Consider the following 25,695-nt stretch of genomic DNA (forward strand, 5'->3'; position numbering starts at 1 on the left):
GAAGTACTTCAACGCACGCTGACGTGTGTCTCGCTCAGCACACTGATCGGATAAGACGTACACTGGTCGGTCCACTGCAGGCCGGTTCCCAGCCCGGGAACCGGCCTGGTCGTCCCTCAAGGAGGTGCGCCCGGATGACCAGTACGGTCCCCGCGCTCGGAACCCGTACGGCCGAAGGCTCCGCCCTGCAGGCGGTGCTTCTGGACATGGACGGCACCCTGGTGGACACCGAGGGCTTCTGGTGGGACGTCGAGGTGGAGGTCTTCGCCACCCTCGGCCACACCCTCGACGAGACCTGGCGGCACGTCGTGGTCGGCGGCCCCATGACCCGCAGCGCCGGCTTCCTCATCGAGGCGACCGGCGCCGACATCACCCTGGCCGAACTCACCGTCCTGCTCAACGAGGGCTTCGAGGACCGCATCGGCCACGCCCTGCCGCTGATGCCGGGGGCCGCCCGGCTCCTCGCCGAGCTGCACGAGTACGAGATCCCGACCGCCCTGGTCTCCGCCTCCCACCGGCGCATCATCGACCGTGTGCTGACCGTGCTGGGCCCCCACCACTTCGCCCTCTCCATCGCCGGCGACGAGGTCTCGCGCACCAAGCCCTTCCCGGACCCCTATCTCCTCGCCGCCGCGGGACTGGGTGCGGATCCGGCCAGATGCGCCGTGATCGAGGACACCTCGACCGGAGTCGCCGCCGCCGAGGCCGCGGGCTGCCGGGTCGTCGCCGTACCCTCCGTCGCACCCATCGGCCCGGCCGAGGGGCGGACCGTCGTCTCGTCCCTGGAAGAGGTCGACCTGGCATTTCTCCGGGGCCTGATCACGCAAATGTCCTAGCCGTTCACTGGCGGTACCCCTGCACGTAGAGCAGGTGTGCAAAGTCCATTGGCCGCGCTGGACATATTTCCGGGGAAGTACACCGGACCGTAATTCGGAGCGTCCCCACCGGCCGAATTCTGCTGACCGGTCACACAGTTGGGGGTGTGACGTTCCCCACCTCGGACGCGCTCGACAACGTTGGCCAAGTGTGCTGAAGGGGCCTGTCTGTGCAGAAACCGAGGGACCTTGTGTCCCGATTGGTGGGATGCTGCACTAATCCTGCCGCTGTCGGGTTTTCGGTCTGTCCGCAGCCGGTTCCACTGCGTGATGGCGGGTCAACTCACGCGGCTGTGAACCCCGCTGCGGGCGCGGACTAATCTCATCGCGAGAACATCGCCGAAGAACCCCCGTGATCCGCCGCACCACCCATGCATGCCGGATACACGGACCCGAACAGCTCTGGAGAAACTCCCGCATGAACCGCAAGACTTTGGTGCTGCCGGCGGTGGCCGGCCTGCTCACCCCGGTTCTCGCCGCGTGCGGCGGGTCCGACAGCGGGAGCAAGAGCGGCGACGCCATCGTCGTCGGCACCACGGACCGGTTCACCGTCACCAAGGACGCCCCGGCGCCCCTCGACCCGGCCTACGCCTACGACGTCGGCACCTGGAACATCCTGCGCCAGTCCGTGCAGACGCTGATGGCCCAGCCCAAGGGCGAGGGCGACCCCGTCCCGGACGCCGCCGAGAGCTGCTCCTTCACCGACAGCGGCAGCGAACGCTACGCCTGCAAGCTGCGTGACGGACTGCAGTTCGCCAACGGTGACCCGGTGACCGCCGCGGACGTCAAGTACTCCATCGAGCGTGCGCTGCGCATCAACGCCGACAGCGGTGTCTCCGCCCTGCTGAACACCATCGACACGATCGAGACGCAGGGCGACCGCGAGGTCATCTTCCACCTCAGGACGGCCGACGCCACCTTCCCGTACAAGCTGTCCACCCCGGTCGCGGGCATCGTCAACCCGAAGGACTACGAGAAGGACAAGCTCCGCGACGGCTTCGTGGTCGACGGCTCCGGCCCCTACACCTTCCAGGCCGACGTCGAGGACGACGCGATCGTCAGCGCCACCTTCACCAAGAACCCTTCCTACAAGGGCAGCGTGCAGGTGAACAACGAGAAGGTCGAACTGCGCGCCTTCGCCGACGCCGACGCCATGAGCACCGCCATCGACAAGGGCGACATCGACGTCATGAGCCGCACCATGTCGCCCGCCCAGGTCCAGAAGCTGGACGGCGGCAGCAACAGCGACGTCGACCTCGTCGACATGCCGGGCCTCGAGATCCGCTACCTGGCCTTCAACACCAGCGCGACCAGCGTCAAGTCCAAGGCCGTACGCCAGGCCATGGCCCAGCTCATCAACCGTGGCGAGCTGACCTCCAAGGTCTACGGCACCCAGGCCGAACCGCTGTACTCGCTGGTCCCGGCCACCGTCACCGGCCACTCCAACTCGTTCTTCAACAAGTACGGCAACCCCAGCGCCGACAAGGCCAAGAGCCTGCTCGCCAAGGCCGGCATCACCACCCCGGTGAAGCTGACCCTGCACTACACCACCGACCACTACGGCTCGGCCACCAAGCAGGAGTTCCAGATCCTGCAGCGGCAGCTCAACGGCAGCGGCCTGTTCGACGTCTCCGTCGAGGGCCACCCCTGGGCGGAGTTCCGGCCCGCCGAGCAGAAGGGCGAGTACGACGTCTACGGCATGGGCTGGTTCCCCGACTTCCCGGACGCCGACAACTTCCTCGCGCCCTTCCTCGACAAGGACAACTTCCTGGGCTCGCCGTACTCCAACAGCACCATCCAGCGCTCGCTGATCCCGCAGTCGCGCCGTGAGGCCGACCGGCTCAGCGCCGCCAAGAGCCTGACCGCGATCCAGGACACCGTCGCAGAGGACGTCCCCGTCCTTCCGCTGTGGCAGGGCAAGCAGTACGTTGCCGCACGGGACGACATCACGGGCGTGTCCTACGCCCTCAACTCCTCCTCGACGCTTCAGCTGTGGGAGCTCGGCCGTGGTGTGAGCGGCTGACGGCTCTCTCACCCGGGGGCCAGGGACGGCTGCCCCGGGTCCCGGGGCCAGGACGGCGGCCCCGGGGTGACGAACCGACGACAAGGCACAATTCAAGTGAACATGCGCAACCAGTGGCCAGTCCTGCCCATCGTGGCGGGGCTGGCCTCCGGCCTGCTGACCGGCTGCGGCTCGGAGACCGGTGATTCCGGGGGGACCGGCTCGTCCATGGTGATGGGGATGTCCGACGACGTCCTCGCCACGGATCCGGCCTCCGGCTACGACCCCGGCTCCTGGCTGTTGTTCAACAACGTCTTCCAGTCCCTGCTCAACTTCCCCAAGGGCGCCACCGAACCCGAGCCCGAACTGGCGAAGCGGTGCAGCTTCACCGACACCCGGGCCATGGTCTACCGGTGCGAGCTGAAGGACGGCCTCAAGTTCAGCAACGGTGACCCCCTCACCTCCGCGGACGTGAAGTTCTCCTTCGAGCGCATCCTGAAGATCAACGACCCCGCCGGTCCCGCGATCATGTTCCCGATGCTGGACAAGATCGAGACACCGGACGCCAAGACGGCCGTCTTCCACCTGAAGGTGCCCGACGCCACCTTCCCCAGCAAGATCGCCTCCGGCGCCGGCTCCATCGTGGACCACCGCCAGTACGACGCGAACGGCCTGCGCACCGACCACAAGGCGGTCGGCTCCGGCCCCTACAAGCTGGACTCCTTCGACAAGGAGCAGGCGGTCTTCTCGGTCAACGACAACTACAAGGGCACCGTCAAGGTCAAGAACTCCGGCGTCACCCTCAAGTTCTTCCACGGCGACCGCCGCGCCCTGAAGCAGGCCCTGCTCGACGACAACATCGACATCGCCTACCGAGGCCTGACCGCGTCCGACATCACCGACCTCGACCAGCAGAACGACGACCAGGGCGTCGACGTCATCGAGGGCAGCAGCGCCGAGGTCCAGCACCTGGTCTTCAACATGAAGGACCCGGTCGCCGGCAAGCTCGGCGTCCGCAAGGCCATGGCCTACCTCATCGACCGCGACGCCCTGATGAAGGACGTCTACCAGGGCACCGCCACCCCGCTGTACTCGATCGTCCCGGCCGGCATCGCCGGCCACAACACGGCGTTCTTCGACACCTACGGCGCCCGCCCCTCCCGCGCCAAGGCCGCCGCCGCCCTGCACGCCGACGGCATCAACGGCAAGGTGAAGCTCACCCTGTGGTCCACGCCGTCCCGCTACGGCCCCGCCACCGACGAGGAACTGAAGGCCATCGCCGGCCAGCTCAACGCCAGCGGCCTGTTCGACGCCGACGTGAAGTCCATCGCCTTCGACCAGTACGAGAAGGACGTCGCGGCCGGCAAGTACGGCGTCTACATCAAGGGCTGGGTGCCGGACTACCCGGACGCCGACAACTTCACGGCCCCCTTCTTCGGCAAGGGCAACGTGCTGCAGAACAACTACAGCAACCGCACCATCACCGGAACCCTCCTCCCGGCCACGGCCGCACAGAGCGACCGCGCCTCGACCGACAGGGAGTTCGGCAAGCTCCAGGACATCGTCGCCGACGAGCTGCCCGTCCTGCCGGTCTGGCAGGCCAAGCAGTACGCGGTCGTCCGCGACGGCGTCTACGGCCTGGAGTACTGCCTGGACGCCTCGACGGTGTTCCGGTTCTGGGAACTCAGCAAGAGCTGACACCGGTCATGACAAGGGCGCCACTCCCACGGGAGGGGCGCCCTTCGCCGTCGCGGACCGAGACGCCGTACGACCGCCGCGCCCTTCCCCCCGACACCTCACCGGCCCCGGTCCTTCCCCCCCGACGCCTCACCGGCCCCGGTCCGTCCGCCCGACGCCTTACGGACCTGCGTCCCTCCGCCCGCGGCCCGCGTGCCTCACTGGGCGCCGGGCCGCACCAGCCCGCTCTCGTACGCGTACACCGCCGCCTGCACACGGTCCCGGAGACCCAGCTTGGTGAGCACATGTCCCACATGGGTCTTCACGGTCGTCTCGCTGACGAACAGATCGGCCGCGATCTCCGCGTTGGACAGCCCGCGCGCCACCAGCTTCAGCACCTCCACCTCACGGTCGGTGAGGGTGCCCAGGGTGTCCGGCACCGGCTCCTCGCCGGACGGCAGATGCGTGGCGTACTTGTCCAGCAGCCGCCGGGTGATGCTCGGGGCGAGCATGGCCTCACCGGCCGCGACGACCCGGATCGCCTGCACCAGCTCGTTGGCGGGCGCGTCCTTGAGCAGGAAGCCGCTCGCCCCGGCGCGCAGCGCCTCCACCACGTACTCGTCCAGGTCGAACGTGGTCAGCACCAGCACCTTGGCCGGGCCGTCCCGACCGGGGCCGGTGATCTGCCGGGTGGCCTCCACGCCGTCCATGCGGGGCATCCGGATGTCCATGAGCACGACATCGGGCTGCAGAGCGCGCACCTGGTCGAGGGCCTGCAGGCCGTCCCCGGCCTCGCCCACGACCGCGATGTCCTGCTCGGCCTCCAGGATCATCCGGAAACCCGTACGCAGCAGGGGCTGGTCGTCGACCAGTAGGACGCGGATGGCCACGTGACACTCCTTCGCTAGTCCGGCCCCAATTCTGCCCTGCGCCCGATCACCGGTTCACACCGGTTCACACGGTGTCGGACCCGGGCGCGCCCACCGGCAGCGGATAGGGCGGGGGAGTGCCGCCGAACTCCGGGCAGTGCGCCTGGTGGTCGCACCAACCGCACAGCCTGGTCGGCCGCGGCCGCCAGTTCCCGGTCTCCGTGGCCTGCCGGATGGCCTCCCACAGCGCGTGCAGCTTGCGCTCCACCCGCTCCAGGTCGGCGAGGACGGGGTCGTACGTCAGCACGTCCCCGCTGCCCAGGTAGACGAGCTGCAGCCGGCGCGGGATCACCCGCTTCAGCCGCCACACCACGAGGGCGTAGAACTTCATCTGGAACAGCGCGCCCTCCGCGTACTCCGGCCGCGGCGCCTTGCCCGTCTTGTAGTCGACGATCCGCACCTCGCCGGTCGGCGCCACGTCCACCCGGTCGATGATCCCGCGCAGCCGCAGGCCCGACTCCAGCTCGGCCTCCACGAACAGCTCCCGCTCGGCCGGCTCCAGCCGCGTCGGGTCCTCCAGCGTGAACCACCGCTCCACGAGCCGCTCGGCCTGCGCCAGCCAGCCGGCCATCCGCGCCCCGTCCGGATCGTCGGCGAACAGCTCGCCCACCTCCGGGCGGTTCTCCCGCAGCCGGTCCCACTGCCCCGGGATCAGCGCCTTGGCCCGCGGGGCGGTCCGCTCCCCGGCGGGCGCGTCGAACAACCGCTCCAGCACGGCATGCACCAGCGTCCCGCGCGTCGCCGCCTCGCTCGGCTTCTCGGGCAGCCGGTCGATCACCCGGAACCGGTACAGCAAGGGGCACTGCATGAAATCACTGGCCCGCGACGGCGACAGCGAGGTGGGCGCCACAGCGACCCGCTCCGCCCGGGCCGCCACCTCCGACGCCGGCACCGCTACCGACTCCGCCACCGCTTCGCCGGCTGCTTCCGAGGCGGTCGCCGGCACCGGTTCCGCGGCTGCTTCCGGGGCGGTCGCCGGCACAGGCTCCGCGGCTGCTTCCGGGGCGGTCGCCGGCACCGGTTCCGCGGCCGGTTCCGAGGACGCCTCCGGCACCGGTCCCGCGGCCGTTTCCGCCCCTGTCCCCGCGGTCGGGGGCACCGAGGGATCCGGCGGGGCCGCCCGGACCGGGGCCGCCGGTGGGGGGATCGCCGGCTGCCGCGGGGCGGCCGGTCCCGTCTGCTCGGCGCCGCCCTCCCGGGCCGCCGCCTCCTCGATGCTGCTGTCCATGTCCACAGACCATACGGCCCAGCACTGACAGTGACCCAGTCGCCGGGCGCATCGCCCGTGCGACCCCGGGGCAAACACAAGGGGTGCCGGGGCAGAACGCGCCACCAAGGCCGCATACCATCGACCAGAGACCCTTCCGGCCGTCAGGTACGGAAGACGCTTCGAACGAGGGGAAACCGTGGACGTGAGCGGCGGGAGCGGGCAGCCGCGGTCCGGTAACGACGAGCCGGCCGAGCACTCCGCAGACCCTACGACCCCGCCCGACCCCGCCCCCGCCGACCGCACGGCGGACGAACGCCCCACGGACACCACGCCCGACGGCACCACCGAGACCGAAGCCGAAGCCGCAGACCAGCAACCCGACGCCGCCGGAGCCGGCGCCGCCGACCAGCAGCCCCACGCCGCCGAAGCAGAAACCGGCGCCGCCGACCGGCACCCTCACGTCGCCGAAGCAGAAACCGGCGCCGCCGACCGGCACCCTCACGTCGCCGAAGCAGAAACCGGCGCCGCCGACCGGCACCCCCGGGCCACCGAAACCGGCGCCCCGGAACAGTGCCCCCAGGCCGCCGGCTCCACCCCCGCCGAGCACCGCACTCTCGCGCACTCCGGGATCGCCAAGGGGGAGCCGCCCCAGCCGCGCCCGCGGGAACCCGGCGGCGGCATCCTCATGGGGCGGCCCTTCGGCGTGCCCGTCTACGTCGCACCGAGCTGGTTCCTCGTCGCCGCGCTGATCACCTGGGTCTTCGGCGGACAGCTCGACCGCGTGCTGCCCGAACTGGGCGCCGCCCGTTACCTGGTCTCCCTGTTCTTCGCGGTCGCCTTCTACGCCTCCGTCCTGGTCCACGAACTGGCCCACACGGTCGCCGCCATCCGCTTCAAACTCCCGGTCCGCCGCATCCAGCTCCAGTTCTTCGGCGGCGTCTCGGAGATCGAGAAGGAGGCCGAGACCCCTGGCCGGGAGTTCGTCCTCGCCTTCGTCGGCCCCCTGCTCTCCCTCGTCCTGGCCGGCCTGTTCTACCTCGCCATGAAACCCGTCGAACCCGGCACCGTACCCGGCGTCCTCCTCGCCGGCCTCATGATCTCCAACCTCATCGTGGCGATCTTCAACCTCCTCCCCGGCCTCCCCCTCGACGGCGGCCGGATGCTCCGCGCCGTCGTCTGGAAACTGACCGGCAGGCCGATGAGCGGCACCGTCGCCGCCGCCTGGGTCGGCCGCGCCCTCGCCGTCACCGTCCTGATCGGCCTCCCGCTGCTCAACCAGTCCGGCGCCATCGGCAACGGCAACGAGGACGTCGGCGGCATGGACACCGTCACCGACGCCCTGCTCGCCGCCATCCTCGCCGCGATCATCTGGACCGGCGCCGGCAACAGCCTCCGCATGGCCCGGCTGCGCGAACACCTCCCCGAACTGCGCGCCCGCGCCCTCACCCGGCGCGCCGTACCCGTCGAGAACGACACCCCCCTCTCCGAAGCCCTGCGCCGCGCCAACGCCGCCGGCGCCCGCGCCCTCGTCGTCGTCGACGCCGACGGCAACCCCCTCGCCCTCGTCCGCGAGGCCGCCATCGTCGGCGTACCCGAACACCGCCGCCCCTGGGTGGCCGTCAGTGGCCTCGCCCAGGACCTGACCGACGGCATGCGGGTCTCCGCCGAGCTGGCCGGAGAAGACCTCCTGGACACCCTGCGCGCCACCCCCGCCACCGAGTACCTGGTGGTCGAGGAGACCGGCGAGATCTACGGCGTGCTCTCGGCCGCAGACGTGGAACGCGCCTTCGTCAAGGCGATGGCCCGGCCCGCCTGAGGCACCCCCGCCACTGGCCGAGCCCCCCGCACGGAACCGGTAGGCTGTTCACATGTCCGAACCGACCGGTGCCGCCCGCAGGCGCGGGCCCTTCAAGGTCGGGGACCAGGTACAGCTGACCGACCCCAAGGGCCGCCACTACACGTTCACGCTCGAAGCCGGAAAGAACTTCCACACCCACAAGGGTTCCTTCCCGCACGACGAACTGATCGGCGCTCCCGAGGGCAGCGTTGTCCGCACCACCGGCAACGTCGCCTACCTCGCGCTGCGCCCCCTGCTCCCCGACTACGTCCTGTCCATGCCCCGCGGGGCAGCCGTCGTCTACCCGAAGGACGCGGGGCAGATCCTCGCCTTCGCCGACATCTTCCCCGGCGCCCGCGTCGTGGAGGCCGGCGTCGGCTCCGGCTCGCTCAGCAGCTTCCTGCTGCGCGCCATCGGCGACCAGGGCATGCTGCACTCCTACGAGCGCCGCGAGGACTTCGCGGACATCGCCCGGCAGAACGTGGAGCGCTACTTCGGCGGCCCGCACCCCGCCTGGCAGCTCACCGTCGGCGACCTCCAGGACAACCTGTCCGACACCGACGTCGACCGCGTCATCCTCGACATGCTCGCCCCCTGGGAGTGCCTGGAGGCCGTCTCCAAGGCACTCGTCCCCGGCGGCATCCTCTGCTGCTACGTGGCCACCACCACCCAGCTCGCCCGGACCGTGGAGTCCATCCGCGAGATCGGCTGCTTCAACGAGCCGACCGCCTGGGAAACCATGATCCGCAACTGGCACATCGAGGGCCTGGCCGTCCGCCCCGACCACCGCATGATCGGCCACACCGGCTTCCTGCTCACCGCCCGCCGCCTCGCCGACGGCGTCGAGCCCCCCATGCGCCGCCGCCGCCCCGCCAAGGGCGCCTACGGCGAGGACTACGCCGGACCCAACGCCGACGGCGGCGCCGGCCGCTGACCGGCCACACACGCGAACAACACCAGGGCGCCGTGCCCGAGTTCCCACCCACTCACGGGAACTCGGCCACGGCGCCCGTCCGTTCACCCGGCACCAGGACCCCCGTCCGGCACCAGTATCCCGCGCCCGCACGCCCCGCGAAAGCGCCGAACCACGGGCCGTACGACCACGCGCCTGCCACCCGGGGGAAACCCGGACCCCGCCGTTCCCCCGCACCGTGACGTGTGGCAGCATGCAGGCCACCCCACCGGCACAGCCCTCACAGGAGACACTCCTCGTGCAGCAATCCGCCGTTCCGGAGCTCGCCCACACCCAGACCCGGCCCATCCACTGGGTCGCCACCGCCACGGCCCTCGCAGGCGTCGTGGCCCTCTCCTCCCTCGCCCGGCCCGGATCGGCCACAGCCGCCCAGTCCGCCACCGGCACGGACCCGAAATCCGCCCCCGCCGCCGTCGCACCACCGAGCACCGCCGGCGTGAAGTTCCCCCTCGAATGCGGACCCGTGAAACCCGTCGTCGTCAAGAAGGCCACCGGCGACCTGGACGGCGACGGCAGACCCGAAACCGTCGCCGTCGTGCACTGCGACGCCCCCATGGGCACCCCACCCGACGGCGTCTACGTCCTCACCCGCTCCGCCGACGGCAGCACACCACACGTGGTCGCCACCCTCGTCGAACCCCGGGACCGGTCCACCGTCACCGACTTCGCCATAGCCGCGCGCACCGTCTCCGCCACACTGCTCGGCTACTCCTCGGACGCCGTGCCCAGTTGCTGCCCCGACCAGAAGACCCCGGCCACCTGGCAGTGGAACGGCAACGCCTTCGTCCGCTCCACGCAGGCCGGGGCCCACAGCGTCTGAACCGGGCTCACTCCGCGTCGGGCCCGTACACCTCGACCCTGTCCGAAACCCGGCGCACATGGATGCAGTCGCCCGGACACTCCCTGGCCGAGTCCACCACGTCCGTCAGCAGCGGCAACGGCACCGGCGCGGTCGCCCCCGGCGCCTGGAGCAGCTCGTCGTCCGCTCCCTTCACATACGCCAGCCCGTCGATGTCCAGCTCGAACACCTCCGGGGCGTACTGGGCACAGATCCCGTCGCCGGTACACAGGTCCTGGTCGATCCAGACCTCCAGCGCCTCGCCGCCCGGGGCCTCCTGCTGCACGGTCACCTCTCCTGCCGTCGGTTTCGCCGGACGGCCCCGACGCCCCGAAGGCCAGCCCGGTCCGCTCCAGCGGCTGTTGAACAACCCCGACCCTACCCCTGCCCGGATTGCGGCCGGCTTCGGCCGGTTCGGGGTTTCCCCACCCGCCCCCTCGGGTACCAGCGCCCGACCGGGAAAGGGGACGCCCCAGCCGCCCGACCGATCAGTTCAGGCCGCTCCCCCAGTGACACCACCCACCCGAGTCGTCGCTCTGCGTGATGAACGCGGGAGCGCGCCGCGTGCTGCCCGCACGCCGGCCCGACCCCACCCCCGACCGGACAACTCCAGCCAGCCATGGCGGATTTTGACCACGCCACGCCCGGAACAGGCTGCTTTCCCCTCACGTTGAGTGGGTATCCCCTCGATGCGAGGGAGAGCGCACCGGGTGACCGACGACACACCTTGACAGTCTTTGTGATCTAGGGGTTTCAATCGACACCCACCCAGGTAGGGTCTGGAAGCGTCCAGCTCCCCTTGGAGGAGGTGAGGACCGTGGCAGCCCACGACGACGACATGAACCGCGGCATCCGCCCGGGACGCGGGTCCGACGACCCGGCCGGGCAGATCGCCTACCTTGAGCAGGAGATCGCCGTCCTGCGACGCAAGCTCGCCGACTCTCCGCGGCACACGAGGATTCTCGAGGAGCGGATCGTCGAGCTGCAGACCAATCTGGCCGGCGTCTCCGCACAGAACGAGCGACTGGCCAACACCCTCCGTGAGGCCCGCGACCAGATCGTGGCCCTCAAGGAAGAAGTCGACCGGCTCGCCCAGCCACCGGCCGGCTTCGGTGTCTTCCTGCAGGCCAACGAGGACGGCACCGCCGACATCTTCACCGGCGGCCGCAAACTCCGCGTGAACGTCAGCCCCAGCGTCGACCTCGACGACATGAGGCGCGGCCAGGAGGTCATGCTCAACGAGGCACTCAACGTGGTCGAAGCCATGGAGTTCGAGCGCGTCGGCGACATCGTCACCCTCAAGGAAATCCTCGAGGACGGCGAGCGCGCCCTCGTACTGGGGCACACCGACGAGGAACGGGTGGTACGGCTCGCCGAGCCGCTGCTGGACGTCACCATCCGCCCCGGCGACGCCCTCCTGCTCGAACCCCGCTCCGGCTACGTCTACGAAGTCGTGCCCAAGAGCGAGGTCGAAGAACTCGTCCTCGAAGAGGTCCCCGACATCGGCTACGAGCAGATCGGCGGCCTCGGCAACCAGATCGAGGCCATCCGCGACGCGGTCGAGCTGCCCTACCTCTACCCGGACCTGTTCAAGGAGCACGAGCTGCGCCCGCCCAAGGGCGTCCTGCTCTACGGCCCCCCCGGCTGCGGCAAGACACTCATCGCCAAGGCCGTCGCGAACTCGCTGGCCAAAAAGGTCGCCGAGGTCACCGGCCAGGCCGCGGGCAAGAGCTTCTTCCTCAACATCAAGGGCCCCGAGCTGCTCAACAAGTACGTCGGCGAGACCGAACGACAGATCCGCCTCGTCTTCCAGCGAGCCCGCGAAAAGGCCAGCGAGGGCACCCCCGTCATCGTCTTCTTCGACGAGATGGAATCCCTCTTCCGCACCCGCGGCTCCGGCGTCAGCTCGGACGTGGAGAACACCATCGTCCCCCAGCTCCTCGCCGAGATCGACGGCGTCGAAGGCCTGCAGAACGTCGTCGTCATCGGCGCCTCCAACCGCGAGGACATGATCGACCCCGCCATCCTGCGCCCCGGCCGGCTGGACGTGAAGATCAAGATCGAGCGCCCGGACGCCGAAGCGGCCAAGGACATCTTCGGCAAGTACCTCACCGAACGCCTCCCGCTCCACGGGGACGACCTCGGCGAGCACGGCGGCGACAAGGCCACCACCGTCCAGAGCATGATCCAGACGGCGGTCGAGCACATGTACGCCGAATCCGAGGAGAACCGCTTCCTGGAAGTCACCTACGCCAACGGCGACAAGGAAGTCCTCTACTTCAAGGACTTCAACTCCGGCGCCATGATCGAAAACATCGTGGGCCGCGCCAAGAAAATGGCCATCAAGGACTTCCTCGACAAGAGCCAGAAGGGCCTCCGCGTCTCCCACCTGCTCCAAGCCTGCGTGGACGAGTTCAAGGAGAACGAGGACCTGCCCAACACCACGAACCCGGACGACTGGGCCCGGATCTCCGGAAAGAAGGGCGAGCGGATCGTCTACATCCGCACCCTCATCACCGGAAAGCAGGGCGCGGACACCGGACGCTCCATCGACACGGTGGCGAACACCGGTCAGTACCTGTAACAGCAGGGCGGCTGCGGGTGCCCTCACCGGGGGTACCCGCAGCCGACTGTTTTTCGGGCCACGACCGGAGCAGCGAATGACGCAAATGATCTCCCCACCAGCGCAAAGGCGTTCTAGGCTCTTTCCTACCGCCGAGTCGCGCAGTGCGGGGACGGGCACCGCACACGCACCGGAGCGCCAGCGGTACGTGAGCGGCGCCCCCGACCGAGGGTGCCGCCGGGCAAGGAGGGCCGCATGACCGTACGGCGAGTAATGGGCATCGAGACGGAGTACGGGATCTCCGTCCCCGGCCACCCGAACGCCAATGCCATGCTCACCTCGTCCCAGATCGTCAACGCCTACGCGGCGGCGATGCACCGGGCCCGCCGGGCCCGCTGGGACTTCGAGGAGGAGAACCCGCTCCGGGACGCGCGAGGCTTCGACCTCGCCCGGGAAGCCGCCGACGCCAGCCAGCTCACCGACGAGGACATCGGCCTCGCCAACGTGATCCTCACCAACGGCGCACGGCTCTACGTCGACCACGCCCACCCCGAATACAGCGCCCCCGAAGTGACCAACCCCCGCGACGCCGTCCTCTGGGACAAGGCCGGCGAACGGATCATGGCCGAGGCCGCCGAGCGAGCCGCCCAGCTCCCCGGCGCCCAGCCCATCCACCTCTACAAGAACAACACCGACAACAAGGGCGCCTCCTACGGCACGCACGAGAACTACCTCATGAAGCGGGAGACCCCCTTCTCGGACATCGTGCGCCACCTCACCCCGTTCTTCGTCTCCCGCCAGGTCTTCGCCGGAGCCGGCCGCGTCGGCATCGGCCAGGACGGCCACGAGCACGGCTTCCAGCTCAGCCAGCGCGCGGACTACTTCGAGGTCGAGGTCGGGCTCGAGACCACCCTCAAGCGCCCGATCATCAACACCCGCGACGAGCCGCACGCGGACGCCGAGAAGTACCGCCGGCTCCACGTGATCATCGGCGACGCCAACCTCTCCGAGATCTCCACCTACCTCAAGCTGGGCACCACCGCCCTGGTCCTGTCCATGATCGAGGACGGCTTCATCGCCGTCGACCTGGCCGTCGACCAGCCCGTCCGCACCCTCCACCAGGTCTCCCACGACCCCTCGCTCAAGCGACTGATCACACTCCGCAGCGGCCGGACCCTCACCGCGGTCCAGCTCCAGATGGAGTACTACGAGCTGTCGCGCAAGTACGTCGAGGAACGCTTCGGCGCCGACGCCGACGACCAGACCAAGGACGTCCTCAGCCGCTGGGAGGACACCCTCACCCGGCTCGAGAACGACCCCATGAGCCTGGCCGGCGAACTCGACTGGGTCGCCAAACGGGAACTCATGGAGGGCTACCGCCGCCGCGACGGCCTCGACTGGGACGCCGCCCGGCTGCACCTGGTCGACCTCCAGTACGCCGACGTACGGGCCGAGAAAGGCCTCTACAACCGCCTGGCGGCCCGCGGACGCATGAAGCGGCTCCTGGACGAGTCCGAGGTCGACAGGGCCCGCACCAAGCCACCGGAGGACACCCGCGCCTATTTCCGGGGCCGCTGCCTGGAGCAGTACGCCGACGACGTCGCCGCGGCCAGCTGGGACTCGGTCATCTTCGACCTCCCCGGCCGGGACTCCCTCCAGCGCGTTCCAACCCTGGAACCGCTACGCGGAACGCGAAATCACGTCAAGGAGCTGCTCGACCGCTGCCGCACCGCGGAAGACCTGGTCAGGGTTCTCTCGGGCGGCTGAGCACGACCAGCGGGTACTCGTACCGCCCCGGGCGGACAGGGTGGAAACCCCACCGCCCGGGAATCATCGAGGTGGCCCCCGCACGTTGTGGAAACTGCGGGGCCGATGTCGGACCCGGCCTATAGGGTCTGATCATCACCGATCGGCAGGCGAACTGAGCGGGGTGAGGGATATGGCAACCAAGGACACCGGCGGCGGTCAGCAGAAGGCGACGCGCTCCACCGAGGAGGTCGAGGAGCAGGCGCAGGACGCGCAGGCTTCGGAGGACCTCAAGGAGCGGCACGAGAAGCTGTCGGACGACGTGGACTCCGTCCTGGACGAGATCGATGACGTACTCGAGGAAAACGCCGAGGATTTCGTGCGTTCCTTCGTGCAAAAAGGCGGGGAGTAGAGGCGCAACGGTCGCCTTGCCTTCGAAATGAAGGTAACGGGGGAGTTGGGTGGCTGAGGAGCCGGATGCGAAGGAGTGCAGGAAGTGCAGGCGTGATCTGCCGACTGCGGCCTTCGCGAGGGACAGGAATCGGCGCGACGGCCTCCAGGTGCATTGCCGGGAGTGCGTGGCGGAGTACAGCGCCGCGCACTACCGGCGCCGCCGGGAGGCCCTGGGCAAGCCGGTCCGGGAGAGGGTGGACGTCCCGGCCGGGCACAAGCTCTGTCGCATGTGCGGGGAGATCAAGCCGCACAGCGAGTGGCATCGAAACGCGACTGCTTCCGACGGGTTGTCGACGCGCTGCAAGGCGTGCCGTGCCGCGCTCGGACGCGAGGATCACTTGAGGCGCAGTTACGGCCTCACCAAAGCCGAACGCGACGCGTTGATCGCCTCTCAAGGGGGCGTCTGCTGCATATGTTTGGCGGCTGTGCCCGCACATGTGGATCACTGCCATGAGACGGGTAGGGTCCGTGGCGTACTGTGCTTCAGCTGCAACGCTGCGCTGGGGCAGTTCAAGGATCAGCCCGAAGCCATAAGGCGGGCTGCTGCATACGTGGAAGGAAACGCGTGGAAGCCAACACTCGTAGCACCGGGCGTCTACCAGCTGCCTTCCTGACGCCGGGATCCTCTTCCTTCATGGACTTCCTGTCGGAGCACCAGCCGGAGCTGCTGCCCGGCAACCGGCAGCTGCCGCCCACCAAGGGCGTGCTGGAGGCGCCGCACGGGACGACCATCGTGGCGGTGACGTTCCCCGGTGGCGTGGTGCTCGCCGGTGACCGCCGGGCCACGATGGGCAACGTCATCGCCCAGCGGGACATCGAGAAGGTCTTCCCGGCGGACGAGTACTCGGCCGTCGGGATCGCCGGCACCGCCGGCCTGGCCGTCGAGATGGTCAAGCTCTTCCAGCTGGAGCTGGAGCACTTCGAGAAGGTCGAGGGCGCCCAGCTGTCGCTGGAGGGCAAGGCGAACCGGCTGTCGACCATGATCCGCTCCAATCTGGGCATGGCCATGCAGGGCCTGGCCGTGGTGCCCTTGTTCGCCGGGTACGACCTGGACCGTGAGAAGGGGCGCATCTTCTCGTACGACGTCACGGGCGGCCGTTCCGAGGAGCACAACTTCGCGGCGACGGGTTCCGGGTCGATCTTCGCGCGGGGTGCGATGAAGAAGCTGTTCCGGGACGACCTGAGCGAGGAGCAGGCCACGACGCTCGTGGTTCAGGCCCTCTACGACGCGGCTGACGACGACTCGGCGACCGGTGGTCCCGATGTCGCCCGCCGGATCTATCCGATCATCACCGTGATCACCGAGGACGGTTTCCGCCGGCTCACCGAGGACGAGTCGTCCGGGCTGGCCCGTGCGGTGCTGCAGAAGCGCCTGGAGGAGCCGGACGGCCCCAAGGCCGCCCTGCTCTGAGCGCGGGCCCGGTTCTCATCGAGGTGATCCAGTGACCATGACAGAAAGGGACGGGTAACCGGTGTCGACGCCGTTCTATGTCTCCCCCCAGCAGGCCATGGCGGACCGCGCGGAGTACGCCCGCAAGGGCATCGCCCGCGGTCGCAGTCTGGTCGTGCTGCAGTACGCCGACGGCATCGTCTTCGTCGGCGAGAACCCGTCCCGTGCGCTGCACAAGTTCAGTGAGATCTACGACCGGATCGGTTTCGCGGCCGCCGGCAAGTACAACGAGTACGAGAATCTGCGGATCGGTGGTGTGCGCTATGCCGATCTGCGTGGTTACACCTACGACCGGGACGATGTGACCGCGCGCGGTCTCGCCAACGTGTATGCCCAGACGCTGGGCACGATCTTCTCCAGTGCGGCCGAGAAGCCGTACGAGGTGGAGCTGGTCGTCGCGGAGGTCGGGGAGACGCCCGAGGGTGACCAGATCTACCGGTTGCCGCACGACGGTTCCATCGTGGACGAGCACGGCTCGGTGGCGGTGGGTGGCAATGCCGAGCAGATCAGCAGCTTCCTGGACCAGCGGCATCGTGACGGTATGTCCCTCGCGGAGGCTCTGAAGCTGGCCGTGCAGGCTCTGTCGCGGGACACGAACGGGAGTGAGCGGGAGATTCCCGCCGAGCGCCTGGAGGTCGCGGTGCTGGACCGTACGCGTCCGCAGAAGCGGAAGTTCAAGCGCATCGTCGGCCGTCAGCTCGGCCGGCTGCTGGAGGCGGACGGCGCGGCCACGGAGGCGGAGAGCTCCGAGGAGGAGTGATCCCTCCGTGTCGCCTGGCGGTGCCCCGGCCGGTTTTCCGGCCGGGGCACTCGTCTTGTCCGGGGGTGACGGGGGGTGACGGGGTGACGGGGGTCGGGGGTCCGCCTGAGGACTCCTGCGACTCGTGGCGGGGGCTCGAGGGCCGCTTGAGGGGCTCTAGGACTCGCGGGGCGGGGCCGTGGAGCCCCTGACGACCAGCTCGACGGGGATGTCCCCGCTCTCCGGCTCGCGGCCGTCCAGGACGGCGAGCAGGGCCTGCATGCCTCGCTCTCCGAACAGCTCGGCGTCCAGGCGTACCGTCGTGAGTTCGGGGTCGATGGCGGTGGCGAGGGCCAGGTCGTCGAGGCCGGTGACGGAGATGTCGTCCGGGACGCGCAGGCCGAGGCGGCGCAGTGCTTTGTAGGCGCCGGCGGCGAGTTTGTCGTCGTCGCAGATGACGGCGGTGGGCCGGGGGCCGGGTGTGGTGAGTGCGGTCGTGGTGGCGGTGAGTGCGCCGTCGATGGAGATGGGTGCCCGGGTGGTGCGGACGTCGGTGCCGGGGACGGTGGCCATGTGTGCCGCGAGTTCCCGGGCGCGTACCTCGAAGGTCCAGGAGGGCACGTCCGCGGCGAGGTGCAGGACGCGGCGGTGGCCGAGGTCGAGCAGGTGCCGGGTGACCTGGCGGACGCCGTCGGCGATGTCGAGGTTGACGGTCGCGGCGCCGAGGCTGCCTTCGGGGTCGCTGTCGAGCATGACCAGGGGGAGTTGGTCGCCGCGGATGGCGGTGAGGGCGTCGGCGGCCATGGAGGAGGCGATGACGCCGTCCAGGGCGGCCTGGGCGGAGGCGAAGGGGTCGCGGGCGGGGCCGATGCCTTCGGGGGAGGGGTAGAGGACGACGCCGAAGCCGTTCTGGGCGGCCACGCGGGCGGCGCCGGTGTAGACGCCGGCGAAGAACTCGGTGGTCAGGGCGGGGACGACGAGCAGGACGGTGCGGGTGTGGCCGAGGCGGAGGTTGCGGGCGGCGAGGTTGGGGCGGTAGCCGAGTTCGCGTGCGGCCTCGCGGACCCGTTCGGCGGTGGCCTCGGAGACCCGGCCGCGCCATTTGTCGCCGAGGACGAGGGAGACGGCCGCCTGGGAGACCCCGGCCGCCTGGGCGACGTCACGGCTGGTCGGGCGCGTGCTGCTGGGTGCCACCGCGGGGTTGCTCCTCGTGTCGGTCGTTCGTCGTCTGGACGGGTGAACAGCGCACATGGTACGTATGGAAGAGGACGTTATACGTAACACTTCGGGGCGTTGGAGGGCAGGACATGGCCACGGGATACCTGGAGATCCTGAAGGCGAGGCACGCGCTCCGGCTCCTGACCGGCACTCTGGTCGGCCGGCTGCCGAACGCCACCGCGGCCATCGCCCTGGTGCTCTTCGTCCGTGCCGAGGGCGGCACCTACAGCCTCGCCGGCGGCCTGGCGGCCGTGTACGGCGTCGCCAACGCGGTCGGCCAGCCGGTGCTGGGCCGGCTGGTGGACCTGCACGGCCAGCCCCGCGTCCAGTTGCCCGCGGCCCTCCTCGCGGCGCTCTCCATGACGGTGCTCGCGTTCTGCGGCACCGATCCGCTGCCGCTCGCCTATCTGGCCGTGGCCGCGGCCGGCCTGTTCACCCCGCCCCTGGAGGGCGGTCTGCGGGCCCTGTGGCCGTCGGTGCTGCGCCGCGAGGAGCAGGTGCACACCGCGTACGCCATGGACGCGGTGGCGCAGGAGATCATGTTCACGGTCGGCCCGCTGCTGGTGACCCTGTGCGTGTCGGTGTGGGACGAGCGTGCCGCCCTGCTGGTGCTGAACCTGCTCGGGGTGCTCGGTGCGCTCTCGGTGGTCCTCTCGCCGCCCTCGCGCGCGTGGCGCTCGGCGCCGCGCGAGGCGCACTGGCTGGGCGCCCTGCGCTCGCCGGGGCTGCTCGCCCTGCTGGGCGCCTTCCTGTTCATCGGCATCGCGCTGGGTTCGATCACGGTCGCCTCGGTGTCGTACGCCGACGGGCACGGCGGTGACGCGGTCTACGGCTGGCTCATGGCAGGGCTCGGCCTCGGAGCGCTGGTCGGCGGGACGGGCTACGGTGCCCGCCGGTGGGCGGGTGTGCCCGAACGGCGACTGAGGGTGCTGGTGGCCCTGCTGGCGGTGTGTTACCTGCCGCTGATGCTGATGCCGGGCGCGTTCGCCATGGTGCTGCTCAGTGTGGTCTCGGGGGTGTTCCTGGCGCCGTGCATCGCCTGCGCCTTCATCATCGTCGACCGGCACGCGCCGCGCGGGACGGTCACCGAGGCGTTCTCCTGGCTCGTGACCACGTTCACGGTGGGTGCGTCGGTCGGAACGGGCCTGGCCGGGCCGGTGGTCCAGGCGGGTGGCACGGTGTGGGGTTTCGCGCTGCCGGGGGCGGCCGGGGCCGTGTCGTTGCTGGTCCTGCTCGCCTGCGGGCGGGTCCTCGCTGCTCCCGCGCGCGGGGCGGTCGTTGCGGCTTCATCGGAAAATGATCCAAATCGTGCTGTCGAACCCCGTTTCAGCTCGGGGGATCGGGCGTAATGTTCCCTCATGGACCGCCGCATTTTCGGGCTGGAGAACGAGTACGGCGTCACGTGCACGTTCAGGGGACAGCGGCGTCTGTCTCCTGACGAGGTGGCGCGGTACCTCTTCCGCCGTGTCGTGTCATGGGGCCGCAGCAGCAATGTCTTTCTGCGGAACGGCGCCCGGCTGTATCTCGACGTGGGCTCACATCCGGAATACGCGACTCCCGAATGTGACAACGTGACCGAACTGGTCACCCACGACAAGGCCGGCGAGCGCATTCTCGAGGGACTCCTGGTGGACGCGGAACGACGCCTGCACGAGGAAGGAATCGCGGGCGACGTCTACCTCTTCAAGAACAACACCGACTCGGCGGGCAACTCCTACGGCTGCCACGAGAACTACCTGGTGGCACGGCACGGGGAGTTCTCCCGGCTCGCGGACATCCTCATCCCGTTCCTGGTCACCCGGCAGCTGCTGTGCGGCGCGGGCAAGGTGCTGCAGACCCCGCGCGGCGCGGTCTACTGCGTCAGCCAGCGGGCGGAGCACATCTGGGAGGGCGTCTCCTCGGCGACGACCCGTTCCCGGCCCATCATCAACACCCGCGACGAACCGCACGCGGACGCCGAGCGTTACCGCCGGCTGCACGTCATCGTCGGTGACTCGAACATGTCCGAGACGACGATGCTGCTCAAGGTCGGGGCGACCGACCTGGTGCTGCGCATGATCGAGGCGGGCACCGTGATGCGCGACCTCACGCTGGAGAACCCGATCCGGGCGATCCGTGAGGTCAGCCACGACATCACCGGCCGGCGCAAGGTGCGTCTGGCCAGTGGCCGGGAGGCCTCCGCGCTGGAGGTGCAGCGCGAGTACTTCGACAAGGCCCTGGACTTCTGCGACCGCCGTGGCATCCGTACGGGGACGGTGGCGCAGGTGCTGGACCTGTGGGGCCGCACCCTGGAGGCGATCGAGAACGAGGAGCTCGACCGGATCGGGACCGAGATCGACTGGGTCATGAAGTACAAGCTCATCGAGCGGTACCGGGCCAAGCACAACATGACGATGTCGCATCCGCGGGTCGCCCAGATAGACCTCGCCTACCACGACATCCACCGCCGTCGTGGCCTGTACTACCTGCTGGAGAAGAAGGGGCAAGCCGCCCGGATCTGCAACGACTTGAAGATCTTCGAGGGCAAGTCGGTTCCGCCGCAGACCACTCGGGCCCGGCTGCGCGGTGACTTCATCCGGCGGGCGCAGGAGCAGCGCAGGGACTTCACGGTCGACTGGGTGCACCTCAAGCTCAATGACCAGGCGCAGCGCACCGTGTTGTGCAAGGACCCGTTCCGTTCGGTGGACGACCGGGTGGAGAAGCTGATCGCGGGAATGTAGCGAAAGGCAGGCGAGTCAAGCGTTTCCGGGCCGAAATGCCGGAACGCCACACGGGCGCCGTACGTTTCCCGTACGGCGCCCTTCTCACGTCGTAGAGTTGCGCGCACGCCATCCGCAAGATCGACCGATTACGAGGCTCTTCCGTGCGCCGACGCTCACTTCTCCTCGCCGCCGTACCCGCAGGACTGGCCACGCTCGCCGCGTGCGGTGACGACAAGTCCGACTCCAGCAAGGCCAGTGCGTCACCGTCGGCGTCGTCCTCGCCCCCGCCCAAGATCGTGGACGGGCCGTTGCCGGCGGTCACGGCGGGGACGAAGTTCGGTGAGAAGCCGACCGTCGCCAAGGGGCCGGGTGCCCCGTCGAAGGACCTGGCGGTCAAGACGCTGATCGCGGGCAGTGGGCGCACGGTCGCGGAGAACGACTTCATCCAGGCGAACTACCTCGGTCAGATCTGGTCGACGGCCAAGGTCTTCGACAACTCCTACGACAAGAAGCGTCCGCTGGTCATGCAGCTCGCCCAGGGCAGCATCATCGACGGCTGGCGGTTCGCCCTGGCGGGCAAGAAGACGGGCAGCCGGGTGCAGATCGCGGTCCCGCCGGACCTGGGCTACGGCAAGTCGGGGAACTCGCAGGCGGGCATCAAGGGCACCGACACGCTGGTGTTCGTCATCGATGTGATCGATTCGTACAACTCCAAGAGTTCCGCCACGGGCAAGCCGGTGCCGCAGGAGGACGGGGATCTGCCGAAGGTGGCCACCAACACCGACGGGCAGGTGCCCAAGGTGACGATCCCCAAGACGGACCCGCCGAAGAAGCTCGTGTCGGAGTACGTGCTGGAGGGCGACGGCGCCGAGCTGAAGGCCGACCAGGTGGTGCTGTGCCAGTTCCAGGGCCTGGTCTGGGACGGCGGCAAAACCTTCCAGCGGACCTACGGCTCCGGCCGGCTCAGCCAGTTCTCGCTGGAGCAGATGCAGCAGGCGGTCAAGGGACTCGCGCAGGGCCTGACCGGCAAGAAGGTGGGCAGCAGGGTCCTGATCGTGGTGCCGCCGGACCTGGGGTACGGGGACAATCCGCCGAGCGGCGGGCCGATCAAGAAGGGGTCCACTCTGGTGTTCACGGTGGACATCCTCGCCGCGATGTAGTGCCCGGTGCGCCCGTGGCGGGCGGGAGGGCCGGGGAGATGAAAGACTGTCCGCGTTTCGTGTCGTACACAAGCAGGAGCTTTTGACGTGAGCATCGAGAAGCCCGAGATCGACTTCCCGGAGGGCGAGCCGCCGGCGGACCTTGAGATCAAGGACATCTGGGAGGGTGACGGGCCGGTCGCCGAGGCGGGTCACAACGTCACCGTCCACTACGTCGGCGTCGCTTTCAGCACCGGCGAGGAGTTCGACGCCAGCTGGAACCGGGGCACCCCGTTCCGCTTCCCGCTCGGCGGGGGCCGTGTCATCAAGGGCTGGGACCGGGGCGTGCAGGGCATGAAGGTCGGTGGCCGTCGCCAGCTGACCATCCCCGCCCACCTCGCCTACGGCGACCAGAGCCCGACCGCGGCGATCAAGCCCGGTGAGACCCTCATCTTCGTGGTGGACCTGCTCGGCGTCTGATCCGCCGCCCGGGTCCGACCGGATCCGATCATCTGGGGCCCATGCCTGTTCGGGCATGGGCCCTCGGCTTTTGTCCCCGCGCCGCGGAGCGGTACGGTCATCGGTCAGAAGCACCATAGGGAAGGCGAAGGGCGTCGATGGCCATTGCCAAGGCCGAGCGGCTGATGAACCTCGCGCTGTGTCTGCTCGGCACACGCCGGCCGCTCAGCAAGCGTGAGCTGCGCGATTCCATTGAGGCGTACGTCGAGGCCGTCAGGCCGGTGAATGGTGCAGCCGGGAGCGAGGACTCCTTCAACCGCATGTTCGAGCGGGACAAGGACGATCTGCGCGAGCTGGGCCTGGTCATCGAGACCGTCGAGAACCTGGACGGCGAGGTCGGCTATCTCGCCCGCCGGGACAGCAACCGCCTGCCCCCCATCACCCTGGACGCCGAGGAGGCCGCCGCCCTCGGCCTCGCCGCCAAGGTCTGGCAGCAGGCCCGGCTGGCCGGCGCGGCCAGCGGTGCCCTGCAGAAGCTGCGTGCCGCCGGGCTGCCCGACGGCGTCGACCCGTACGAGGCGCACGGTGCGCTGGAGCCGCGCATCCCGGTGCACGAGGCCGCCTTCGAGCCGCTGATGCTGGCCTGCCGCGACCGCCGCCCGGTCCTCTTCGACTACCGCAAGGCGTCCGCCGCCCGCCCCGAGCCCCGGCACGTCGAGCCGTGGGCCCTGGAGTGCTGGCGCGGCCACTGGTACCTGGCCGGCTTCGACCGCGACCGGGGCGCCGAGCGTGTCTTCCGGCTGTCGCGGATCACCGGCAGGGTCCGCTCGCGCGGCACGGGGTTCACCGCGCCGGTGCCGGACGTCGTCACCGTGCGGGAGACCGTCGCGAGCTGGGCCGGTGAGATCGCCGACCGCTCGGCGCTGATCCGGCTGCGTTCCGGGGCCGGTTACCCCCTTCGGGCGAAGGCCACGGAGGTCCGGGAACTCGGCGACGGCTGGGACGAGTTGGAGATTCCGTACGGGCACGGCCTGGACGCCTGGCTGGTGGAGTTCGGGCCGGACGTGGTGGTCCTGGAGCCGGCCGAGCTGCGGGCCGACGTGGTGGACCGGCTGCGTGCCGTGGCCAAGGGCTGAGGGGGAGCAGGACTGTGGCAGGCAAACCGGCCAGGACCGTCAACGCCATCGACCAGACCCGGCGGATGCTCTCCCTGGTGACGTATCTGCGGGAGCGTCCCGGTGCGCGGATCGCCGATGTCGCGCGCGCCTTCGGTATCAGCGAGGACGAGCTGGTCGCCGACCTCGACCTGCTGCCCATGTGCGGCACCAGCTTCCGCGGCGGCGACCTGCTGGACATCGACACCGACGGCGAGCGCATCTGGTGGCACAATCCGGCCGCGCTCGGCGAGGAGGCGGCCGAACCGCTCCGGCTCGCCGCCGACGAGGCCACGGCGCTGCTGGTCGCCGCCCGCGCGGTCTCGACCCTGCCCGGGCTGCGCGAGGGCGACCGTCAGGCTCTGCTGCGGGCCACGGCCAAGGTGGAGACCGCGGCCGGTGAGGCGGCCGGCGCCAGTTCCCGCCTGTCGGTGACCTTCGAGTCCGAGGGGGGTGTGTTCGCCGACGTCGACCGGGCGATCTCCGAGCGCCGCAGGCTGTGGATCCGCTACTACTCCCCGGCCCGCGACGAGGTCACCGAGCGCGAGATCGACCCCATCCGGCTGGTCAGCGTCGGCCACACCTATGTCGAGGCCTGGTGCCGGCGTTCCGAGGCCCGGCGCACCTTCCGGCTCGACCGGGTCGCCGAGATCCGGATCCTCGACGAGCCGTCCGCTCCGCCGGAGATAGAACTGCGTGACCTGTCCGAGGGGCTGGTGCAGCCGGCCGCCGAGGACCCGGAGGTCGTGGTCGAGGTCGGCCCCGGCGGGCGCTGGGTCGCCGAGTACTACCCGCACGACAGTGCCGATGAGCTTCCCGACGGCGGGCTGCGTATCACCCTGCGCACCCCCGATCCGGCCTCCCTGCGCCGGCTGGCGCTGCGGCTCGGCCCGGACGGCCGGATCGTCTCCCCGCCGGACCTGGCCGAGAGCGCCCGCCGGGCGGCCCGCGAGGCCCTGGCGGCGTACGACGGCCCGGTGGGCGCGGTGCCGGGTGCCGGCGGGGGCCGGTCCGAGCGGTCCGCGTGAGCCGAGGCCGTGGCACCGGCGGCGACCAGAGCGACCAGAGAAGAGGAGCGAGTGCTGTGAGCGAGTCTCCGACGGCCGGTGCGGGTGAGATGACGGTGGCGACCGCCTTCGCGGGGATGCGGAGAGCGGTCCCCGTGGTGTTCAAGGCCGGCTGTCCGGACTGCCGGGGCCGTTTCGAACTCGGCGCGGGCGCCCTGCGGCTCGCCATCGGCGCCAGCAGCCGGACGACGTTCTACTCCTTCACCTGTCCCGACTGCGGTTCCGCGGTCCGCAAGCCCGCCGGGGAGCGGATCGTCGAACTGCTCACCGGCGGCGGGGTCAGTACGCTGCGGCTGCACTCCACGGTCTAGTCTCGGGGCATGTTCTGGCCGATGTTCGCGGTAGCCGTGAGTTTCCTGGGTCTCGCCGTCCTGGGGGTGCTCGCCGTCCGGGTGTTCCTGGAGGCGCGGCGCCTCGGGCAGCAGGTCTCGGACTCCGCACGCCGTATCAACCGGGCCGCCGAGGACCTGGAGCGGGCGGCGGGTTCCGCCGCCCGGGCCGTGGACGCCCTGTGAGCCGTGACGGGCGATGTCGGTGAGTCGTACGGTACAAGCGGTTTGCGTCACTTCGCCCTGTCATCCGGCCCTACGGGACAGGTACGCTGCTGGTCGTGGTGTGGTGAACGAGGCCCGCACCGTGGACCGGGAGTACGCACGGGGATTGC

At 69.8% G+C, this 25,695-nt stretch carries 25 protein-coding genes; 21 read left to right on the forward strand and 4 right to left on the reverse strand.

All coding sequences use genetic code 11. The features are described 5' to 3' along the window. Positions 1 to 134: 134 nt before the first annotated feature. From JK359_RS25220 to JK359_RS25230, 3 genes are all read left to right on the forward strand, one after another. Complete coding sequence (locus JK359_RS25220; RefSeq protein WP_201840027.1) at positions 135 to 836, forward strand: HAD family hydrolase; 702 nt, start codon at positions 135 to 137, stop codon at positions 834 to 836. Between the two features lie 457 nt (positions 837 to 1,293). Continuing rightward, entirely contained in the window at positions 1,294 to 2,898 is a 1,605-nt protein-coding gene (locus JK359_RS25225) for an ABC transporter substrate-binding protein (protein WP_201840029.1), read from the forward strand. Between the two features lie 96 nt (positions 2,899 to 2,994). Beyond that, on the forward strand, positions 2,995 to 4,575 hold the full coding sequence (locus JK359_RS25230; protein ID WP_201840031.1) for an ABC transporter substrate-binding protein: 1,581 nt from the start codon (positions 2,995 to 2,997) through the stop codon (positions 4,573 to 4,575). Between the two features lie 197 nt (positions 4,576 to 4,772). Here JK359_RS25230 and JK359_RS25235 read toward each other — a convergent pair whose 3' ends face one another. Both JK359_RS25235 and JK359_RS25240 read right to left on the reverse strand, forming a co-directional pair. After that, on the reverse strand, positions 4,773 to 5,444 hold the full coding sequence (locus JK359_RS25235) for a response regulator (protein ID WP_201840033.1): 672 nt from the start codon (positions 5,442 to 5,444) through the stop codon (positions 4,773 to 4,775). Between the two features lie 64 nt (positions 5,445 to 5,508). Then, on the reverse strand, positions 5,509 to 6,393 hold the full coding sequence (locus JK359_RS25240) for a RecB family exonuclease (RefSeq protein WP_372445480.1): 885 nt from the start codon (positions 6,391 to 6,393) through the stop codon (positions 5,509 to 5,511). Here JK359_RS25240 and JK359_RS39330 point away from each other — a divergent pair. The 4 genes from JK359_RS39330 to JK359_RS25255 all read left to right on the forward strand — a co-directional run bounded on the left by JK359_RS39330 (position 6,290) and on the right by JK359_RS25255 (position 10,323). Then, positions 6,290 to 6,739 (forward strand): hypothetical protein, encoded by a 450-nt coding sequence (locus tag JK359_RS39330; RefSeq protein ID WP_236678477.1) that lies wholly within the window; start codon positions 6,290 to 6,292, stop codon positions 6,737 to 6,739. The genes JK359_RS25240 and JK359_RS39330 overlap by 104 nt on opposite strands. Before the next feature lie 150 nt (positions 6,740 to 6,889). After that, a complete protein-coding gene (locus JK359_RS25245) occupies positions 6,890 to 8,509 on the forward strand; it encodes a site-2 protease family protein (RefSeq protein ID WP_201840035.1) in 1,620 nt (539 codons plus the stop codon). Positions 8,510 to 8,561: 52 nt separating this feature from the next. Further along, positions 8,562 to 9,464: a tRNA (adenine-N1)-methyltransferase gene (locus JK359_RS25250; protein ID WP_014671696.1), complete on the forward strand. Its 903-nt coding sequence runs from the start codon at positions 8,562 to 8,564 to the stop codon at positions 9,462 to 9,464. A gap of 277 nt (positions 9,465 to 9,741) precedes the next feature. Beyond that, positions 9,742 to 10,323, forward strand: coding sequence for a hypothetical protein (locus JK359_RS25255; protein ID WP_201840037.1), 582 nt, complete (start codon positions 9,742 to 9,744; stop codon positions 10,321 to 10,323). A 7-nt stretch (positions 10,324 to 10,330) separates the two neighbouring features. Here JK359_RS25255 and JK359_RS25260 read toward each other — a convergent pair whose 3' ends face one another. Further along, the gene (locus tag JK359_RS25260; RefSeq protein ID WP_201840038.1) at positions 10,331 to 10,633 is read right to left on the reverse strand and encodes a ferredoxin; all 303 of its coding nucleotides are present in this window, start codon (positions 10,631 to 10,633) and stop codon (positions 10,331 to 10,333) included. 525 nt (positions 10,634 to 11,158) lie between these two features. On the opposite strand from JK359_RS25260, the gene arc reads away from it, so the two are divergent. From arc to prcA, 6 genes are all read left to right on the forward strand, one after another. Further along, positions 11,159 to 12,925 (forward strand): proteasome ATPase, encoded by a 1,767-nt coding sequence (gene arc, locus JK359_RS25265; protein WP_201840041.1) that lies wholly within the window; start codon positions 11,159 to 11,161, stop codon positions 12,923 to 12,925. Between the two features lie 234 nt (positions 12,926 to 13,159). Further along, a complete protein-coding gene (dop, locus tag JK359_RS25270) occupies positions 13,160 to 14,671 on the forward strand; it encodes a depupylase/deamidase Dop (protein ID WP_372445472.1) in 1,512 nt (503 codons plus the stop codon). Positions 14,672 to 14,843: 172 nt separating this feature from the next. After that, a complete protein-coding gene (locus JK359_RS25275; protein WP_020939002.1) occupies positions 14,844 to 15,062 on the forward strand; it encodes a ubiquitin-like protein Pup in 219 nt (72 codons plus the stop codon). 49 nt (positions 15,063 to 15,111) lie between these two features. Further along, positions 15,112 to 15,717, forward strand: coding sequence for an endonuclease VII domain-containing protein (locus JK359_RS25280; protein WP_201840044.1), 606 nt, complete (start codon positions 15,112 to 15,114; stop codon positions 15,715 to 15,717). Then, positions 15,669 to 16,514: a proteasome subunit beta gene (gene prcB / locus JK359_RS25285; protein ID WP_201840047.1), complete on the forward strand. Its 846-nt coding sequence runs from the start codon at positions 15,669 to 15,671 to the stop codon at positions 16,512 to 16,514. The genes JK359_RS25280 and prcB overlap by 49 nt, the downstream gene beginning before the upstream one ends. Positions 16,515 to 16,575: 61 nt before the next feature. Beyond that, a complete protein-coding gene (gene prcA, locus JK359_RS25290; protein WP_201840050.1) occupies positions 16,576 to 17,313 on the forward strand; it encodes a proteasome subunit alpha in 738 nt (245 codons plus the stop codon). A gap of 156 nt (positions 17,314 to 17,469) precedes the next feature. Here prcA and JK359_RS25295 read toward each other — a convergent pair whose 3' ends face one another. Further along, positions 17,470 to 18,486 (reverse strand): LacI family DNA-binding transcriptional regulator, encoded by a 1,017-nt coding sequence (locus JK359_RS25295; protein WP_201840053.1) that lies wholly within the window; start codon positions 18,484 to 18,486, stop codon positions 17,470 to 17,472. Positions 18,487 to 18,599: 113 nt separating this feature from the next. On the opposite strand from JK359_RS25295, the gene JK359_RS25300 reads away from it, so the two are divergent. The 8 genes from JK359_RS25300 (at position 18,600) to JK359_RS25335 (ending at position 25,546) form a co-directional block, all read left to right on the forward strand. Then, entirely contained in the window at positions 18,600 to 19,859 is a 1,260-nt protein-coding gene (locus tag JK359_RS25300; RefSeq protein ID WP_201840057.1) for an MFS transporter, read from the forward strand. A gap of 9 nt (positions 19,860 to 19,868) precedes the next feature. Beyond that, positions 19,869 to 21,230, forward strand: a complete 1,362-nt coding sequence (pafA, locus tag JK359_RS25305; RefSeq protein ID WP_201840061.1) for a Pup--protein ligase — start codon at positions 19,869 to 19,871, stop codon at positions 21,228 to 21,230. A gap of 143 nt (positions 21,231 to 21,373) precedes the next feature. Next, positions 21,374 to 22,372 (forward strand): FKBP-type peptidyl-prolyl cis-trans isomerase, encoded by a 999-nt coding sequence (locus JK359_RS25310; RefSeq protein ID WP_201840064.1) that lies wholly within the window; start codon positions 21,374 to 21,376, stop codon positions 22,370 to 22,372. A gap of 87 nt (positions 22,373 to 22,459) precedes the next feature. Next, a complete protein-coding gene (locus tag JK359_RS25315) occupies positions 22,460 to 22,831 on the forward strand; it encodes an FKBP-type peptidyl-prolyl cis-trans isomerase (RefSeq protein WP_201840066.1) in 372 nt (123 codons plus the stop codon). Positions 22,832 to 22,968: 137 nt separating this feature from the next. After that, positions 22,969 to 23,946, forward strand: a complete 978-nt coding sequence (locus JK359_RS25320) for a helix-turn-helix transcriptional regulator (protein WP_201840069.1) — start codon at positions 22,969 to 22,971, stop codon at positions 23,944 to 23,946. Between the two features lie 14 nt (positions 23,947 to 23,960). After that, positions 23,961 to 24,992, forward strand: a complete 1,032-nt coding sequence (locus tag JK359_RS25325) for a helix-turn-helix transcriptional regulator (RefSeq protein WP_201840072.1) — start codon at positions 23,961 to 23,963, stop codon at positions 24,990 to 24,992. Between the two features lie 89 nt (positions 24,993 to 25,081). Then, on the forward strand, positions 25,082 to 25,342 hold the full coding sequence (locus JK359_RS25330) for a hypothetical protein (protein WP_236678441.1): 261 nt from the start codon (positions 25,082 to 25,084) through the stop codon (positions 25,340 to 25,342). A gap of 9 nt (positions 25,343 to 25,351) precedes the next feature. Next, positions 25,352 to 25,546: a hypothetical protein gene (locus JK359_RS25335; RefSeq protein WP_201840076.1), complete on the forward strand. Its 195-nt coding sequence runs from the start codon at positions 25,352 to 25,354 to the stop codon at positions 25,544 to 25,546. The last annotated feature ends 149 nt before the right edge of the window (positions 25,547 to 25,695 follow it).

Origin of the sequence: Streptomyces actinomycinicus, from assembly GCF_016741775.1 — a bacterium.
GTDB classification, from domain to species: domain Bacteria; phylum Actinomycetota; class Actinomycetes; order Streptomycetales; family Streptomycetaceae; genus Streptomyces; species Streptomyces actinomycinicus.

Excerpts from the sequence above, each read along its gene's own strand:
- JK359_RS25320 (WP_201840069.1), top strand. The coding sequence starts at position 22,969 with ATGGCCATTGCCAAGGCCGAGCGGCTGATGAACCTCGCGCTGTGTCTG.
- JK359_RS25225 (WP_201840029.1), top strand. The coding sequence starts at position 1,294 with ATGAACCGCAAGACTTTGGTGCTGCCGGCGGTGGCCGGCCTGCTCACC.
- JK359_RS25250 (WP_014671696.1), top strand. The coding sequence starts at position 8,562 with ATGTCCGAACCGACCGGTGCCGCCCGCAGGCGCGGGCCCTTCAAGGTC.
- JK359_RS25220 (WP_201840027.1), top strand. The coding sequence starts at position 135 with ATGACCAGTACGGTCCCCGCGCTCGGAACCCGTACGGCCGAAGGCTCC.
- JK359_RS25330 (WP_236678441.1), top strand. The coding sequence starts at position 25,082 with ATGACGGTGGCGACCGCCTTCGCGGGGATGCGGAGAGCGGTCCCCGTG.
- pafA (WP_201840061.1), top strand. The coding sequence starts at position 19,869 with ATGGACCGCCGCATTTTCGGGCTGGAGAACGAGTACGGCGTCACGTGC.
- JK359_RS25335 (WP_201840076.1), top strand. The coding sequence starts at position 25,352 with ATGTTCTGGCCGATGTTCGCGGTAGCCGTGAGTTTCCTGGGTCTCGCC.
- JK359_RS39330 (WP_236678477.1), top strand. The coding sequence starts at position 6,290 with ATGAAATCACTGGCCCGCGACGGCGACAGCGAGGTGGGCGCCACAGCG.
- dop (WP_372445472.1), top strand. The coding sequence starts at position 13,160 with ATGACCGTACGGCGAGTAATGGGCATCGAGACGGAGTACGGGATCTCC.
- JK359_RS25275 (WP_020939002.1), top strand. The coding sequence starts at position 14,844 with ATGGCAACCAAGGACACCGGCGGCGGTCAGCAGAAGGCGACGCGCTCC.
- JK359_RS25300 (WP_201840057.1), top strand. The coding sequence starts at position 18,600 with ATGGCCACGGGATACCTGGAGATCCTGAAGGCGAGGCACGCGCTCCGG.